The 17,140-nt window shown below is 32.7% G+C and carries 17 protein-coding genes; 5 read left to right on the plus strand and 12 right to left on the minus strand.

The annotated features are described in order from the left end of the window. Position 1: 1 nt before the first annotated feature. On the minus strand, positions 2-442 hold the full coding sequence (gene fur, locus LQ673_RS06210) for a ferric iron uptake transcriptional regulator (RefSeq protein ID WP_025907044.1): 441 nt from the start codon (positions 440-442) through the stop codon (positions 2-4). A gap of 100 nt (positions 443-542) precedes the next feature. Continuing rightward, positions 543-1,085: an NUDIX hydrolase gene (locus LQ673_RS06215; protein WP_037588197.1), complete on the minus strand. Its 543-nt coding sequence runs from the start codon at positions 1,083-1,085 to the stop codon at positions 543-545. A 77-nt stretch (positions 1,086-1,162) separates the two neighbouring features. Between LQ673_RS06215 and LQ673_RS06220 the strand changes: the two genes are divergently transcribed. Continuing rightward, positions 1,163-2,074, plus strand: a complete 912-nt coding sequence (locus LQ673_RS06220; RefSeq protein WP_196307433.1) for an aldo/keto reductase — start codon at positions 1,163-1,165, stop codon at positions 2,072-2,074. 42 nt (positions 2,075-2,116) lie between these two features. Here the strand turns inward: LQ673_RS06220 and LQ673_RS06225 are convergent, their stop codons facing one another. Continuing rightward, positions 2,117-2,872 (minus strand): SDR family NAD(P)-dependent oxidoreductase, encoded by a 756-nt coding sequence (locus tag LQ673_RS06225; protein WP_191835597.1) that lies wholly within the window; start codon positions 2,870-2,872, stop codon positions 2,117-2,119. 139 nt (positions 2,873-3,011) lie between these two features. On the opposite strand from LQ673_RS06225, the gene proC reads away from it, so the two are divergent. Continuing rightward, positions 3,012-3,827, plus strand: coding sequence for a pyrroline-5-carboxylate reductase (proC, locus tag LQ673_RS06230; RefSeq protein WP_025907039.1), 816 nt, complete (start codon positions 3,012-3,014; stop codon positions 3,825-3,827). A gap of 58 nt (positions 3,828-3,885) precedes the next feature. On the opposite strand, the gene rnz is transcribed toward proC, so the two are convergent. Beyond that, entirely contained in the window at positions 3,886-4,803 is a 918-nt protein-coding gene (gene rnz, locus LQ673_RS06235) for a ribonuclease Z (protein ID WP_126477490.1), read from the minus strand. Positions 4,804-4,998: 195 nt separating this feature from the next. On the opposite strand from rnz, the gene zwf reads away from it, so the two are divergent. Both zwf and LQ673_RS06245 read left to right on the plus strand, forming a co-directional pair. Further along, positions 4,999-6,483, plus strand: a complete 1,485-nt coding sequence (zwf, locus tag LQ673_RS06240) for a glucose-6-phosphate dehydrogenase (RefSeq protein ID WP_037588201.1) — start codon at positions 4,999-5,001, stop codon at positions 6,481-6,483. 28 nt (positions 6,484-6,511) lie between these two features. Beyond that, entirely contained in the window at positions 6,512-7,372 is an 861-nt protein-coding gene (locus LQ673_RS06245; RefSeq protein WP_191835598.1) for an effector binding domain-containing protein, read from the plus strand. A gap of 49 nt (positions 7,373-7,421) precedes the next feature. Here LQ673_RS06245 and gndA read toward each other — a convergent pair whose 3' ends face one another. Both gndA and LQ673_RS06255 read right to left on the minus strand, forming a co-directional pair. Then, a complete protein-coding gene (gndA, locus tag LQ673_RS06250; RefSeq protein ID WP_025907031.1) occupies positions 7,422-8,825 on the minus strand; it encodes an NADP-dependent phosphogluconate dehydrogenase in 1,404 nt (467 codons plus the stop codon). A 110-nt stretch (positions 8,826-8,935) separates the two neighbouring features. Continuing rightward, the gene (locus LQ673_RS06255; RefSeq protein ID WP_103362130.1) at positions 8,936-10,051 is read right to left on the minus strand and encodes a M20/M25/M40 family metallo-hydrolase; all 1,116 of its coding nucleotides are present in this window, start codon (positions 10,049-10,051) and stop codon (positions 8,936-8,938) included. A 95-nt stretch (positions 10,052-10,146) separates the two neighbouring features. Here LQ673_RS06255 and prli42 point away from each other — a divergent pair, with 95 nt between their 5' ends. Then, positions 10,147-10,248: a stressosome-associated protein Prli42 gene (gene prli42 / locus LQ673_RS06260; protein WP_150527395.1), complete on the plus strand. Its 102-nt coding sequence runs from the start codon at positions 10,147-10,149 to the stop codon at positions 10,246-10,248. A 708-nt stretch (positions 10,249-10,956) separates the two neighbouring features. Here prli42 and LQ673_RS06265 read toward each other — a convergent pair. From LQ673_RS06265 to lpdA, 6 genes are all read right to left on the minus strand, one after another. Beyond that, complete coding sequence (locus tag LQ673_RS06265; RefSeq protein WP_191835599.1) at positions 10,957-11,922, minus strand: aromatic acid exporter family protein; 966 nt, start codon at positions 11,920-11,922, stop codon at positions 10,957-10,959. An 18-nt stretch (positions 11,923-11,940) separates the two neighbouring features. After that, positions 11,941-12,378: a BrxA/BrxB family bacilliredoxin gene (locus LQ673_RS06270; protein WP_025904925.1), complete on the minus strand. Its 438-nt coding sequence runs from the start codon at positions 12,376-12,378 to the stop codon at positions 11,941-11,943. Positions 12,379-12,452: 74 nt separating this feature from the next. Further along, the gene (locus LQ673_RS06275; RefSeq protein ID WP_126477493.1) at positions 12,453-13,727 is read right to left on the minus strand and encodes a dihydrolipoamide acetyltransferase family protein; all 1,275 of its coding nucleotides are present in this window, start codon (positions 13,725-13,727) and stop codon (positions 12,453-12,455) included. 11 nt (positions 13,728-13,738) lie between these two features. Further along, positions 13,739-14,722 carry an alpha-ketoacid dehydrogenase subunit beta gene (locus tag LQ673_RS06280; RefSeq protein WP_025904927.1) on the minus strand — a complete coding sequence of 328 codons (984 nt, stop codon included), beginning with the start codon at positions 14,720-14,722 and terminating at the stop codon, positions 13,739-13,741. Next, positions 14,715-15,713, minus strand: coding sequence for a thiamine pyrophosphate-dependent dehydrogenase E1 component subunit alpha (locus tag LQ673_RS06285; protein ID WP_025904928.1), 999 nt, complete (start codon positions 15,711-15,713; stop codon positions 14,715-14,717). The genes LQ673_RS06280 and LQ673_RS06285 overlap by 8 nt, the downstream gene beginning before the upstream one ends. A 14-nt stretch (positions 15,714-15,727) precedes the next feature. Then, complete coding sequence (gene lpdA, locus LQ673_RS06290) at positions 15,728-17,140, minus strand: dihydrolipoyl dehydrogenase (RefSeq protein WP_191835600.1); 1,413 nt, start codon at positions 17,138-17,140, stop codon at positions 15,728-15,730.

Below are 17,140 nucleotides of genomic sequence, written 5' to 3' on the forward strand. Positions count from 1 at the left end.
TTTATTCTTCGTGACATCTATGACAAATACCATGAAAAGTTAATCGATGGTCTAAAATTTTAAAGTTAAATTCTTTTTCAACACGACGTTCTACGTCTTCTAATAAATCTTCTTCGATTTCATCAACTGCGCCACATTCCATGCATACCATATGGTGGTGAAAATGTTTTGCCCCTTCTTTTCTTAAATCGAATCTAGCAACACCATCGCCAAAGTTAATTTTGTCGACTACTTTTAATTCTGCTAATAGTTCTAACGTACGATAGACAGTTGCGAGACCAATCTCAGGTGCCTTATCTTTAACTTTTAGGTAAACGTCCTCTGCACTTAAATGATCGGCTTCATTCTCAAGTAATACTCTAACTGTCGCTTCTCTTTGCGGAGTTAGTTTGTAGGAAGCTTTGTGTAATTGTTCTTTCACACGTTGTATACGTTCTTCCAACTTGACACCTTCTTTCTAAAAAATAATCATTATCAACTAGTAATGTATTCGTATACTAAAATACCAATAATCTTCTCAAAAAGCAAGAAAAAATATCTTTTTATTTAGAATGATTATAATTTAATAATAAGTATTGGAAGGCTATCATTGTTTTTGCATCTTCAATTTTATGTTCTGATAATAAGGACTGTATTTGATCAATTGGAATTTTAGTTAAATTCAAGAACTCATCCTCGTCTAAATTTACTTTTCCTTCTTTTAAATCTTTCGCGATATAAATACTTACTTTCTCGCTACAGAACCCTGGACATCCATATACTTCACCTATGAGTTCGAGTTTATCTGCAACGTATCCTGTTTCTTCTTCTAATTCTCTAAGTGCAGCCGATTCACGTTCCTCCCCTATTTCTAATTTACCAGCAGGAATTTCGATTAATGTCTTTTCCATTGCTTTTCTATATTGTTCCACTACTAATACTTCATTTTCTGGCGTTATTGCTAATACGGATACTGCACCATTATGTAATACGACTTCGCGTTCACTCGTTTGCCCGTCTGGAAGTGTAACTTGATGTTTTTCTAGCTTAATAATACGGCCATCATATATCGTTTCTTTCGAAATAGTTTCTTCAGTTAGTTTCATTATAAGTGTGCCTCTTTTCATAAAAATAATTTATCTGGTAAACTTAATAAATAAAGTGTAGCGAAAGGAGCTTCAATATGCAAAAGAATACATTGAAAAGTGGCATTGAAATTTCAGAAGTCGGATTAGGTTGTATGAGTTTAGGAACAGATATTAACCATGCAGAAACAATTGTTGATGAAGCAATCAAACAAGGTATAACATATTTTGATACAGCTGATTTATATGATTACGGTGAGAATGAAAAAATCGTAGGACAACTTTTGAAAAAATATCAAGATCAACAAGATATTGTCATTGGATCAAAAGTTGGTAATCATTTTGATAAAGAGAAACAAGAACACTTTTGGGACCCTTCTAAAGAACACATTATGAAAAGCATTAAAGAAACTTTACAAAGATTGGATTTAGAACAATTAGATTTATATATGTTACATGGCGGTACGATTGAAGATAACAAAGATGAAACAATAGAAGCATTTGAAAGATTAAAAGAACAAGGTCTTATAAAAGCATATGGTATTTCGTCAATTAGACCTAATGTTATCGATTATTATTTAAAAAACAGTAACATTGAAACAATTATGATGCAGTTTAGTATTTTAGATAACCGCCCTGAAAGTCTTTTAGAAAAGATTGACGAGCATGGTGTTAAAATATTAGCAAGAGGTCCAGTTTCTAAAGGTTTATTAACTCATAAATCAAACGAGGTACTAGATCGTAAATTTAAAGATGGCTTACTAGAATATAATTATAATGATTTATCGGATACCATTTCTCAACTGAATAAAGAATATGATGATTTATCAAGTGTTACATTCAGTTATTTGAAATCATTTGACGCACTTGGCTCTATTATTACAGGTGCAAGTTCACCAGAGCAATTAGCTGAAAGTATGCAAAGTTATAATGGAACATTATCAGAAGATCAAATTAAGCACGCTTGTTCAATCGTTAAAAATATTGAATACACAAATCACTTACAATAAAAGAAAAGAGTCTGGGAGAAGATTAATTTTCCCAGACTCTATTTATATCTTTTTACTCAAAAAACTTTGCTTAAATAATTTTTCAAATGTACGAGGTGCTAATTGATAAAACCTCAATCCTAAATCCATCCATTTCGGTTCGTTTATTTCTATTTTTCTTTTAATCATACTTTTAACAATTTGTTCACTCAAATCTTCAACATTAAGCTGAATTTGAGATGTGAGCTTTTCAAAGTGGCCAGAAGGGTCTGCTTTAGCATGAAATTGTGATTTGAAAGGTCCTGGATTGACATTAAGTACATGTAAATCTTCTCGTTCAAGTCTTAAAGCATTTGTGAAACTACTCAAAGCTGCTTTTGACGCTGCATAATGGCTACCATATGGTGTTGTTACTTTAGAAGAAATCGATGAAATATTAACGATTGATGCCCCTTTTTTTAAATAAGGTAATACACGGTTCAATAGAATTATTAAATTCACGAGATTCGTATGATAAATATCCTTTATTTCATCACTTGAATGTGCCTCATTAGATTTAAAGTAACCTAACCCAGCATTATTAATAATCCCATCATACGTATTGTTCTGTGCAAGATTAAATTGTTCGACTTGCGCGGTGTCATTCATATCTAATATAAAGACTTCTTTAATATTTTTATATGTCGTCATTAAATGATTGGCCTTATCCTTATTTCTTACAATTATAGAAACGTAAGCACCATGATTATTCAATGATTGTATCAAGCTCTCCCCTAGTGAACCTGTGGCACCAGTTAATAAATAATGTTTACCGATCATTTAACTCATCCTTTATTCATTGTTATGTATAATGTATCATAACACTTCAAAAAAACTAAATACGATACAAGCAATTTTGACATAAGATTATATTTCTTTATAATTAAAATGAATTCATATGGAAGTGAGTGATTTTATTATGAAAATTGTGTTTTATGGATCTGGTAATATGGCAAACGCGATATTCACTGGAATTGTTAACAGTAAGTCGATTGAACCTGAAAATATTTATTTAACAAATAAGTCGAACCAAGAAGCATTGGAAAGTTATCATGAAGCTTTAGGCGTTAGCTATAGTTATGATGATGAAGAATTGTTAAAAGATGCAGATTATGTATTCTTAAGTACAAAACCTTATGATTTCTTAAAATTAGCTGAACGCATTAAACCTTTCATAACGAGTGATAATAAATTCATTTCAATTATGGCTGGTTTACCGATTAGTTATATTAGAGATAATTTACAAGTTGATAATCCAATTGCTAGAATTATGCCGAATACGAATGCGCACGTTGGGCATTCAGTAACGGGTATTAGTTTCTCTACAAACTTCGATCCTAATTCTAAACAAGAAGTATTAACGCTTATTGAAGCTTTCGGTACAGCGTTAGAAGTTAAAGAAGATCACTTACATCAAGTGACAGCTATTACTGGTAGTGGACCTGCATTCTTATATCACGTATTTGAACAATATGTAAATGCTGGTACTAAATTAGGCATCGAGCAATCTCAAGTTGAAGAGTCTATTAAAGAGTTGATTATTGGTACTGGTAAAATGATTGAACGTTCTGATTTAAAAATGGATCAATTACGAAAAAATATTACGTCTAAAGGTGGTACAACGCAAGCTGGTTTAAATGCGTTAAGCAACCATGACATTGAAGCTATTTTCTTAGATTGTTTAAACGCAGCTGTTAAGAGAAGTATCGAACTTGCAGAAGCGGATGAAGATTAATTGAATAAGTTACAAAAAAACATCTCATCTTAAAATACATATAAGATGAGATGTTTTTTTATATTTGAAATTGGTCATAATCTTTTACAAATTTAAAGTCATGAGTTACAGCTGAACGCAATGTGGCTTCAACTGTTTGAATATCTTCTAATTCATATCGATTAGATAAATGTGTGAATAGACCTTTTTTTACATTAACATCAGTCATTAATTGAAAGACATCTTCAATATGACTATGATAATAAGAATTGGCTAATTTTTTATCGCCTTCGATATACGTTGTTTCATGAACAATAACGTCTGCATCTTGAGCAAGGATATGTTCATTTTGACATGGCATCGTATCACCAAAGATTGTAATCACTTTCCCCTTTTTCTTAGGACCTTTGAAATCTTTAGATTGATAAGTTTGATTTTCATATTCAAAAGTTTCGTTTGCTTTTACTTCTTGATATTTTGGTCCAGGCTCTATTCCGATTGCTTTAAGTTTTTCAACATCAAGCTTCCCTTCAATATCAGGTGCTGTGATGCGATAACCGACAGATAATATACCATGTTTTAAAGGTAAAGCTTTAATATGAAAGCCATCGATATTAAGTTCGGTTTCCGTGTTGAATTCATTTACAGTTATCGGATAATTTAAATTTGATTGAGAAATTTCTAATGCCGTTTGTATAAACTTTGCTATACCTTTAGGGCCAATTATTGTTAAAGGTTTATCTTTACCACCTTGGAAGGAACGACTTGTTAATAATCCAGGTAATCCAAATATATGGTCACCATGTAAGTGCGTAATAAATATATGACTTATTTTGCCAAGTTTAATGCCAGTATGTAATATGCGATGTTGAGTTGCTTCACCAACATCAAATAACCATAGTTGATTGACGTGAGGTAGGCAATTAAAGGCAATTGATTGTGTATTTCTTTCTTTAGTCGGTAATCCGGCACTTGTGCCTAAAAATGTGAGTTCCATCGTCTTCCTCCTTACGATATTATTATAACATGTATCATACAATGATTTATAAAAATACATAAAAATGATGATGATTATACAACTTACTGAATAAATCGAAAATTTAACAGTTCAAATGGAAGAATATCAATCACTAACATGTTATAATAATTAATATTGTAAATTGTGAAAAAGTTAGAGAATCGAGGTAAATAAATGACAACCGAAACTAGAAATATTCCATGCTTAATTACAATATTTGGGGCTACAGGTGATTTAAGTCACCGTAAATTATTCCCATCTATTTTTCATTTATATCAACAAAATCAATTAGACGAGCACATCGCAATAATTGGTGTTGGTCGAAGAGATTGGACTACTGAAAAGTTCAGAAATGAAATTAAAGCTTCAGTAGAGAAACATGTACAGAATACAGACAAGTTAGATGAATTTATGGAACATGTGTTTTATCAATCGCACGATGTTAGTGACCCTTCTAGTTATGAAGAATTATTAGCTTTTTCAAATGAGTTAAATGAACAATATCAATTAGAAGGTAATCGATTATTTTATTTAGCAATGGCACCTCAATTCTTTGGAACTGTTACAGATTTCTTAAAATCTTCAGGTTTAACAGATACTGACGGTTTCAAACGTTTAATTATTGAAAAACCTTTCGGCACAGATTTAGCATCTGCTGAAGAATTAAATGAACAAATTAGACGTTCATTTAAAGAAGAAGAAATTTACAGAATCGACCATTATTTAGGTAAAGATATGGTACAGAATATCGAAGTGTTAAGATTTGCGAATGCGATGTTCGAACCATTATGGAATAATAAATATATTTCAAATATCCAAGTAACATCTTCTGAAATATTAGGTGTAGAAGATCGTGGTGGATACTATGAAAATAGTGGTGCATTAAAAGATATGTTCCAAAACCATATGTTACAAATGGTTGCTTTATTAGCAATGGAACCGCCTATTAGTTTAAACAGTGAAGATGTTAGAAATGAAAAAGTAAAAGTATTGCGTTCAATTAGAGCTTTAGATGAGTCAGAAGTTAAACAGAACTTTGTTAGAGGACAATATGATAAAGGTCAAATTGAAGGCGAAGAAGTTAGAAGCTATAGAGAAGAAGATAAAGTAGCAGATGACTCTAATACCCCTACTTTCGTTGCAGGTAAAGTATTGATAGATAATTTCAGATGGGCTGGTGTACCATTCTTTATTAGAACTGGTAAAAGAATGAAGAAAAAAGGTATTCAAGTCGTTGTTGAATTCAAAGAAGTACCAATGAATTTATATTATCAACGTGATTCAGAACTAGAATCAAATTTACTTGTCATTAATATTCAACCTAATGAAGGTCTTTCACTACATTTAAATGCTAAAAAACAAGTTCAAGGCATAGAAACAGAACCTGTTCAATTATCATACGCAATGAGTGCACAAGATAAAATGAATACAGTTGATGCATATGAGAACTTAATCTTCGACTGTCTTAAAGGTGATTCAACAAACTTTACGCATTGGGAAGAATTAAAAGCAACTTGGAAATATGTAGATGTGATACAAAATGTGTGGGACAATGATAAAGCACCGTTCCCTAATTATAGAGCGGGTACTAATGGACCGATTAAGAGTCAATTATTATTGTCTATTGATGGATTTAAATGGTGGGACGATATTAACTAATCTTTCCGCCAACAGGAGTGACTGAACATTGGAAGTAATTAAAGATTTACAAAGAGCAATTGTGTACATTGAAGATCATCTATTGAGCGATATCGATTTACAAACTTTGAGCGATCACGTTGAAAAGTCCCCTTTTCACTTGAATCAATCATTTACGATGGTTATTGGTATGACACCTATTGAATATCAACTTGCTAGAAGAATGACAGAAGCGGCATTTGATATATTAAGTGGTCATACACGTATTTTAGATATTGCTTTAAAGTATGGATACAGAGATGCACATGCATTCGCTCATGATTTTAATGCATATCATGGCATAAGTCCGCTACAAACGAAGACACATCAATCTATGCTTAAAATTAAAAAAAGAGTCTCTATTAAATTAACTTCTACAGAAACAGAACCGTTAAATTATTCATTACAATACAAAGATGATTTAAAGTTAGTAGGAAAAAATCATCATTATCATTCAAATGAACTAGATAATCATTTTTTAATACCTGACTTATTAGAAATGTTATTAGAGAATAATTACATAGAAGACTTTATTAAATATAATGATGTTAAACCTAATCAACTATTCGTTATTCGAAGACCACTTGTAGATGGACTCGAAGTATTTGTAGGTGTTCCTAGTGAAAGATATCCAGGTCATTTAGATAATTACTATTTACCTGGACATCATTTCGCGACGTTTAATTTACAAGGTGAATTAGATTTTGTAGTGAGTGAAGCTTGGCACCATATTGAAAATCAATGGCAACTTAAAATGCCTTATTTACATGATGATTTTTATGTTGAGGTATACCCTCTTGATGTTAATTTTGATCAAGAAACTTCTAAAGTACAACTTTGGATACCTATTGATCATAAAAGTATGAATTAAAAACAACCCGCTATCTCTTGGAGATAACGGGTTGTTTTGTTATATCAAATTATTTAGTCCATTCAGTATGGAAAATACCTTCTTTGTCTTTACGTTCATAAGTATGCGCACCAAAGTAATCGCGTTGTGCTTGAATTAAGTTGGCAGGTAAATCTTCTGAACGGTAACTATCAAAGTAATTGATTGCTGAAGAAAAACCAGGTGTTGCAATTCCTGCTTTGATTGCAGTCGCTGATACTTCTCTTAATGAACCTTGATATTTTGCAACGATATCGTTGAAGTAAGGATCTAATAATAAGTTTGTTAATGATGAATCATTATCGTAAGCGTCTTTGATTTTTTGTAAGAATTGCGCACGGATGATACAACCCTCTCTCCAAATCATAGCTAACTCACCTAATTTTAAGTTCCAGTTATTTGTTTCACTAGCAGTTTTCATTTGAGCAAATCCTTGTGCATAACTACAGATTTTACTCATATAAAGTGCTTGTCTGATTTGTTCTAAGAATGCTTCTTTGTCACCATCAAACTCAGTTACTTCTGGATTAAACGCTGTGCTTGCTTTAACTCTTTCATCTTTGAATGAAGAAATAAATCTAGCAAATACAGACTCAGTAATAATTGTTAATGGAATACCTAATTCTAAAGCATTGATTGAAGTCCATTTACCAGTACCTTTTTGTCCAGCTTTATCCATAATTTTTTCAACTAATGGTGTACCATCTTCGTCTAATTTATTAAAGATTTCGCCTGTGATTTCAATTAAATAACTTTCTAATTCGCCAGCGTTCCATGATTTAAACGTTTCAGCGATTTCTTTATGATCCATGTGTAATACACGTTTCATTAAGTCATAACTTTCAGCGATTAATTGCATATCTGCGTATTCAATACCGTTATGCACCATTTTTACATAGTGACCTGCACCGTCTGGACCAACATATGTTACACATGGAGAACCATCGCTTGCTTTTGCAGAAATGCTTTCTAAAATTGGAGCTACCAATTCATAAGCTTCTTTCTGACCACCAGGCATAATTGAAGGACCAGTTAAAGCACCTTCTTCTCCACCTGAAACACCTGTTCCAATGAAGTTTATTCCACTTTCATCTAAGTATTGATTTCTACGAATCGTATCTAAATAGTTAGTGTTTCCGCCATCGATAAGGATGTCGCCTTTATCTAATAATGGTAATAAGCTATCGATTGTTTTATCTGTTGCTTCACCAGCTTTTACCATAAGTAAAATTTTTCTTGGTTTTTCTAATGAATCTACAAACTCTTCGATTGAATAGTTTGGATGTATATTTTTACCCTGTGACTCTTCAACCATTTGGTCGACTTTCTCTTTTGAACGGTTATACACTGAAACTGAGTAACCACGTGATTCAATATTCCAAGCTAAGTTTTTACCCATTACAGCTAAACCAACTACACCTATTTGTTGTGTCATGAAATTAACCTCACTTTTTTTCATTTTCTAGTACATTTTAACATAGTTTGAATACGTTTTTCGTCTATAAAGTCTTTAATTTCAAATGAATACGTTTACATACTGAATTTTTATGCAAGTTCAGCAATTGCAACGATTTGTTCTGTAATTTTTTGTAATTCTTCAACTGGCATACGTTCATTTGTTGTATGAATATATTCATATCCAACACCTAAAATAACAGTAGGAATTCCGAATCCACTAATAACATTTCCGTCAGATCCGCCACCTAGTTTAACAAGGTCTGCTTTACGTCCAATTTTTTCAGAAGATTTAACGGCTAATTGAACAACATCGTCTTCTTCAGTTAAGTTAAAGCTTGGGTACATAATTTGTACATTAACTTCAGCAGAACATCCGAATTCTTCAGCAGTTTTCTCGAATGCTTCTTTCATATGTGTAACTTGTTGATTCATTTTTTCGTCATCTAAAGATCTAGCTTCTGCTAAAATATATACATGATCACTTACGATATTTGTTGCTGTTCCACCTTCGAATCTACCGATATTAGCAGTCGTTTCTTCATCGATACGTCCTAAGTTCATATGACTAACAGCTTTAGCAGCAATATTAATAGCAGAAACACCTTTTTCAGGTTCTAAACCAGCGTGTGCTGTTTTACCTTTAATAATAGCCTCTATTTTAGCTTGAGTAGGAGCTGCTACAACAGTTGTACCTACTTTACCAGGCGCATCAATAGCAAAACCATATTTCGCTTGAATATCATCAGGATTTAAAGCTTTAGCACCAACTAAACCAGATTCTTCACCTACTGTAATGATAAATTCGATATCACCATGTTGAATATTGTTATCTTTAATAACTTGAATAGCTTCTAAAATTGCAGCTAAACCAGCTTTATCATCAGAACCTAAGATTGTTTCACCTTTAGAATAAATGTAACCATCTTCACGTAATTCAGGTTCGATATTATTACCAGGCGTAACAGTATCCATATGGCTTGTAAAATAAATCGGTGTCTTGCTAGAATCTTCACCTTTTAATTTACAAATTAAATTTCCAGCACCATAACCAGTTTCGCTTTGAGAGTCATCCTCTTTAACATCTAAACCTAAATCAGTAAACTTTTGCTTTAATAAGTCAGCAATCTTTCTTTCATTTTTAGATTCAGAATCTACCTTTACAAGTTCCATAAAAGTATTTAATAATCTTTCTTCATTAATCATGATTGTCCCTCTTTTCATTTATTTAAATATCTCATAATCTAGTGTATAATAGTTGATAAATATATACAAAACTAATGTTTAAAGAGAGGGTTATCATGGGAAATAAGAATGTACGTAAAATCATAATCATCGTAATGTTAGTAGCAATCGTAGCTGCACTTGTATTATCAGGTATCTTACCATTCCTATTAAATTAATAATATAGTTCAAAAGCGCTTGCTCATGATGAGTAGCGCTTTTTTTGGGGTGAGAGATACAAATTTTAATTAGGTAATATTAGAATATGTGGAACTCGTGAGTTAAAGACAGAATAAACTCACGAGATTGTGAAAGATGTGAGTTAAAGACAGAATTAACTCACGAGATTGTGAAACATGTGAGTTAAAAGCTACATTAACTCACGAGATTAAGAAACATGTGAGTTAAAGCCCACATTAACTCACGAGATTGGAAAAGATGTGAGTTAAAGGCAATATTAACTCACAAGATTAGGAAACATGTGAGTTAAAGTCAACATTAACTCACGAGATTGGAAAAGATGTGAGTTAAATGCAACATAAACTCACGAGATTAGGAAAGATGTGAGTTAAAGCCAATATTAACTCACGAGATTGGAAAAGATGTGAGTTAAAGCCAACATTAACTCACAAGATTAGGAAACATGTGAGTTAAAGACAATATTAACTCACGAGATTGGAAAAGATGTGAGTTAAAGGCAATATTAACTCACAAGATTGTGAAAGATGTGAGTTAAAGCCAACATTAACTCACGAGATTGAAAAACATGTGAGTTAAAGGTAACATAAACTCACGAGATTGTGAAAGATGTGAGTTAAAGTCAACATAAACTCACATCTCCCCCCACTATATACACAAAAAACGCAATGCCATATAGCATTGCGTTTTTACTTCTTAAGGCTACCGAATTGTGATTTGATTAGTAAGTATTCTTCTACTTCGTTTAATAGTTGAAATAGTGCTGCGATACTTTCTAATTCTTGATGTGTTTTTGGTAGCTCGATAGATTGTAATTTTATTTTAATGTCATATAGATTATGCAATCTCATGAGTGAGTAATCGTTACCTTGTACGTTTTGTGATACTTCTAATAACAATTGACTACATAAATGATGTGCATGTTGACTGTGTTGCATGGATTCGATTAATTTTTTCATTCTTTTTAATAAAGTTAATTGTTCTTCTCTCATATCAAAATAATGATAGTAAGAGTTCTCATTTCTCACAAAATGATTTTTAACTTCTCTAAATGCTAATGATTTAGCTTTTCTAATATTTTCCGAAACGATATCAAATGACGGTACATTAATTTTCTTATTTGGATCTTGTAAGCATTGACTATAAATAAAGGTTATTAATATAAAGTCGTCTTCTATTTTGCGTTTATAATTGTTAAGTTTATAATCTAAACTTGGCATAAACATATTCATGATTAAAGCTATACCTATACCAATTACAAGTAATAAAATTTCATTTACGACAACATTCATATCAATCGTTTTAGCCATATACAGATGAAGTATTATAACACAGCTTGTTACAATTCCTTCTTGTACACCAATCATGACTGTTACGGGTATAAATAAAAGCACCATAATACCAAGTATAATAGGTGTACTTCCTAAATAAGTGAAAAATACTGAACCTATCAAAATTGCTATAAAACATGCTACAAATCTATATATTGCAGCTTCAAATGATTTAACTCTTGTATCCTTAATGCATAATACAACAAGAATAGCACTGGATGCATAATTATCTAAGCCGATTAACCTAGAAAGGATGACAGCTAATGTCATCCCTAGGGCAGTTTTTAATGTTCTATATCCTATTCTGTACGGTTTTATTTGCATAAGAAATGAACCGTTCCTTTACACTTCTTCGCAATACTCTTCGAATAGTGCTTGAATGTTTGTAATAACACTCATTGGATCGTGACCTTCGATTTCATGTCTTTCAATCATTTTGACAATTTTGCCATCTTTAAGAAAAGCAAATGATGGACTTGATGGTGGGTAACCTTCGAAATAATCACGTGCTGTTTCTGTTGCTTCTTTGTCTTGACCAGCAAATACAGTTACTAATTGATCTGGTAATTTATCATAGTGTAACGCATGTTGTGCTGCTGGTCTTGCGATACCGCCTGCACATCCACAAACTGAATTAACCATAACAAATGTTGTACCTGGTTTGTTGAAAGTTTCTTCAACTTCTTCTTTAGTTGTTAATTGTTTGTATCCAGCCGCTTCTATTTCATTTCTCGCAGAATTGACTACGTCGTTCATATATAAATTGAAATCCATTTCCATAAAAAAAGCCTCCTGTAATAATAGATAAGTCTATTTTACAGGAGATTTAAGGGTAAAACAATGACAAGGTTTTATTAATATATAGATGTGTTCTCGATTGTCATACTTTGTAATCTTTCTTTTACATATTTTAAGAATTCACCGGCCATTAAACCATCTAATATTCTATGATCAATGGATAATGATAAATTAACCATATCACGAATACCGATCATATCATTGACAACTACAGGTCGTTTCACAATTGATTCAACTTGTAAAATAGCAGCTTGTGGATGATTGATAATACCCATTGATGATACTGAGCCAAATGAACCTGTATTATTGACAGTGAATGTACCGCCTTGCATATCTTGAGAAGTTAACTTATGCTTTCTTCCTCTAGTTGCAAGATCATTAATTTCACGAGCGATACCTTTGATTGATTTATCATCAGCATTTTTAATAACAGGTACATATAATTTATCTTCACTTGCTACTGCGATTGAAATATTAATATCTTTATGAATTTTAATTTCATCGCCTGCCCAAGTACTATTTAACATCGGATATTTTTTCAATCCTTCTGCAACAGCTTTTACGAAAAATGCGAAGAATGTTAAGTTATATCCTTCATTTTGTTTAAAAGATGATTTATGATGTTGTCTTGTTTTAACAAGGTCTGTAGCATCAACTTCGACCATCATCCAAGCATGTGGAATTTCATGAACACTTTGCAACATTTTATTCGCAATTGCTCTTCTTACACCATTGACTGGAATTGAATCGCCAGGTAAAGAAGTTGTTTCTGGTTGAACTGTATTTTCAGCCACTTCTTGAACTGGTGCATCTACTTGTTTAGATGATGCATCTTCAGTTGGCACACCATTTTCAATCGCATTTAAAATGTCTTTTTTAGTCACTCTTCCTAAATTACCAGTACCTTTAACTTTATTTAAATCAATATTATTTTCACTTGCTAATTTAAATACAACTGGTGAATATTGACCGTTATTCATTGGACCTACTTGTGGTTTATTAGAAACAGGTGTTTCAGCTTTTGCAGGTTGCTCTTCTTTAGTTACTTCTGGTTCAGTTTGTTCATCGGCACTATTATTGTTTTCCTCTGATGTTTCACCTTCAACTTCCATTGTACAAATAACTGTTCCAACATCTACTGTTTCACCGGCTTCTACAACAATTTCTTTAATTGTTCCATTAAATGTTGAAGGGACTTCAGCTGTTACTTTATCTGTTATCACTTCGCACAGTGCATCGTACTCTTCAATTGTGTCACCTGGTTTAACAAGCCATTGTTCGATTGTACCTTCATGAACACTTTCTCCAAGTTTCGGCATCTTTACGTCCATAATTTAACCTCCTAAAATTCAGCTAATGTTCTCATTTTTTCTTCTATTTTCACAGGATTCATCATAAAGAAATCTTCCATAGGTGGTGAAAATGGCATAGCTGGTACGTCTGGACCTGCAAGTCTTGCAATTGGTGCGTCTAAATCAAATAAGCAATTTTCAGCTATTATGGCAGATACTTCACTCATAACACTACCTTCTAGATTATCTTCAGTTACAACCAATACTTTGCCAGTCTTTTTCGCACAATTAATAATTGTTTCTTTATCTAGTGGATATAATGAACGTAAATCTACTATTTCTGCATCTATACCTTCAGTTGATAATATTTCAGCTGCTTGAAGTGCGTAATTTACACATAATCCATAAGTGAATACTGTAATATCTGAACCTTCTCGTTTAACATCTGCTTTATCGATTGGTACAGTATAATATTCTTCAGGAACTTCTTCTTTTAATAGTCTGTATGCTTTTTTATGTTCAAAGTATAATACAGGATCATTATCTTCAATTGCCGCAAGAAGTAAGCCTTTAGCATCGTATGGTGATGATGGAATGACTACTCTTAAGCCTGGTGTTGAACAGAATATACTCTCAATACTTTGAGAATGATATAATGCGCCATGAATTCCGCCACCAAATGGACTTCTAATTGTTAAAGGACAATCCCAATCATTATTAGAACGGTATCTTATTTTAGCTGCTTCATTGATAATTTGGTTTGTTGCCGGAACGATATACTCTGCAAATTGAATTTCAGATACCGGTCTTTTACCCATCATAGCAGCACCAATTGAAGCACCCACTATATTTGATTCTGCTAATGGTGAATCGATTACACGCCCTTCACCATATTTGTTGTATAAATTTTTAGTTGCGCCAAATACGCCGCCTTTTAGACCAACATCTTCGCCGATAACAAATACATTATTGTCTTTTTCCATAGCTTGGTCCATAGCTTGATTAATCGCGTCAAGATAGGATAACTTAGGCATTCTTTTCGCCTCCTTGATCATATACATGTGTTAAAGCTTCTTCCGGTAATGGATAAGGTGCTTTTTCTGCATTTTTAGTAGCCGTATTGATTTCTTGTTTAATTTCATCTTCAATTTGGCTGAACCATTCATCATTTGTAACTTGATGTTCAACTAAATATTCTTTGAATTTAATCATACAATCATTTTCTTTTTCTTCTTTCATCTCTTCTGCCGGACGATAATTATCATCATCATCTGAAGAATGAGGTGTTAAACGGCTACATAATGCTTCAATGAGTGTAGGTCCTTCACCATTAATTGCACGTTCTCTTGCGCGTTTTACTGCTTCATAAACAGCTATCGGATCATTTCCATCCACTTGTTCACCAAATGCACCGTAACCTGCAGCTCTAGATGATAAATCATCTGTTGCATACTGTAAGTGACTTGGTACCGAAATGGCATATTTATTGTTTTCGATAATACAAATAAATGGCAACTTATGAACACCAGCAAAGTTCATTGCTTCGTGGAAATCACCTTGACTCGTACTACCTTCACCTAAAGTAGCAAGTGCAATCGCTTCTTTGCCATCCATTTTAAGTGATAAACTTGCGCCAACTGCATGTAACACTTGAGTTGTTACACAAGAACCTTGCGTTAAAATAGATAAATCTTTTTTACTAAAGTGAGATGGCATTTGCTTACCACCACTTGAAGTATCACCTTGTTTTGCAAATGCAGCTAACATAGATTCTTCTGCAGAAATACCACGAGCTGTAACTAAAGCTAAATCTCTATAGTAAGGTGCTAATACGTCTTCGTCTTTTAGTGCATAATATGTGCCAATTTGTGTTGCTTCTTGACCTTGACAACTAATAACAAACGGTAGTTTACCTGCTCGGTTAAGTAGCCACATTCTTTCGTCAATTTTTCTACCTAATAACATCCATTTATAAATTTCTTTTAAGTCTTCATGCGTTAATCCGACAGTCTTATAATCTAACATCTAATCTCTCCTCTTTAGACGTGAATAGCACGATTCTCAGATTTTAACCCTAGTTCCATGAGCACTTCTCCAATTGAAGGATGTGCATGTACAGTAGTTGCTAGTTCTTCAGTAGAGCCATTCATAAATGTAAATAGAGCTGCTTCATTAATTAATTCAGTCACTTTTGCACCAATCATATGAATGCCAAGCACTTTTTCATTGTCTATATCTTTAATTAATATACATTCACCAAGTCCATTATTTTCGATGACGGATTTGCCAATCGCTTTAAATGGTACTTTAAATTTTTTGAAATTAATATTTTGCGCTTTTGCATCTTGTTCAGTCATCCCTATCGATGCAATTTCAGGATTTGTATATATACATCTTGGTACTGTTAAGTAATCTAATGTGATAGGATTTTTATCAAACATATGCTCTACAGCAATTGTGCCTTCTTTTGTTGCAACATGTGCTAATTGATAATTGCCGATGACATCTCCAACCGCATAAATATGTTTATCATCAGTTTGATAAACATCATTTGTTAGTATATAGCCTTTATAATCGGTCTTTATTTTTGTGTTGTTCAATCCTAAATCTTCAGTATTCGGTGTTCTACCAACTGCGACTAATACTTTTTCAAAAGTTTGTTGCTCATTTTGAAGTGTGACATCTACATGTTTATCATGTATGTTGACATCTTGTTCAGATAAAGGACAATTCTCATGAATGGTTATGCCATTTTCTTCAAAGCTACGTTTAATCGTTTTACTGATTTCTCGTTGTTCGTTAGGGATAATGGATTGCCCAGCTTCAACAACTGTTACTTTTACACCTAAATCATTTAGTAAAGATGCAAACTCAAGTCCAATTACACCGCCACCGATAATTAACATGCTTTCAGGCAACGTTTCTAATTGCATCATATCATCACTTGAAATGATGGTCTGATGGTTAAACTTTAAGAATGGTAATTCAATTGGTCTTGATCCTGTTGCAATTAATACATGTTGATTAACGAGTAGTTCTGATTCGCCATTTTCAAATTCAACAGATACAGTTCCAGCTTGAGGCGAGAACAATGAAGGTCCTAGAATTCTGCCATTACCTTCGTAAATGTCAATTTTGTATTTTTTCATCAAACTTTGTACACCATTGTACATCGTAGTAACTGTTTCATCTTTCTTAGCAACAACATCCGTCATTTCAAAATCAGCTGAAGCAGTTTTAATACCATATTCGTTTGAATGTTGTATGTATCTTAAAATTTCTGCAGTTTTTAAATATGATTTTGTAGGTATACAACCTTTATGTAAACAAGTTCCACCTAACTTAAATTTCTCTACAATTGCGACTTTTTTTCCTAGTTGTGAAGCACGAATTGCTGATACATAGCCTGCCGTACCGCCACCTAGAACGACTAAATCATATTCTTTAGACAT

The organism is Mammaliicoccus sp. O-M54, assembly GCF_022386035.1.
GTDB lineage: Bacteria > Bacillota > Bacilli > Staphylococcales > Staphylococcaceae > Mammaliicoccus > Mammaliicoccus sciuri_A.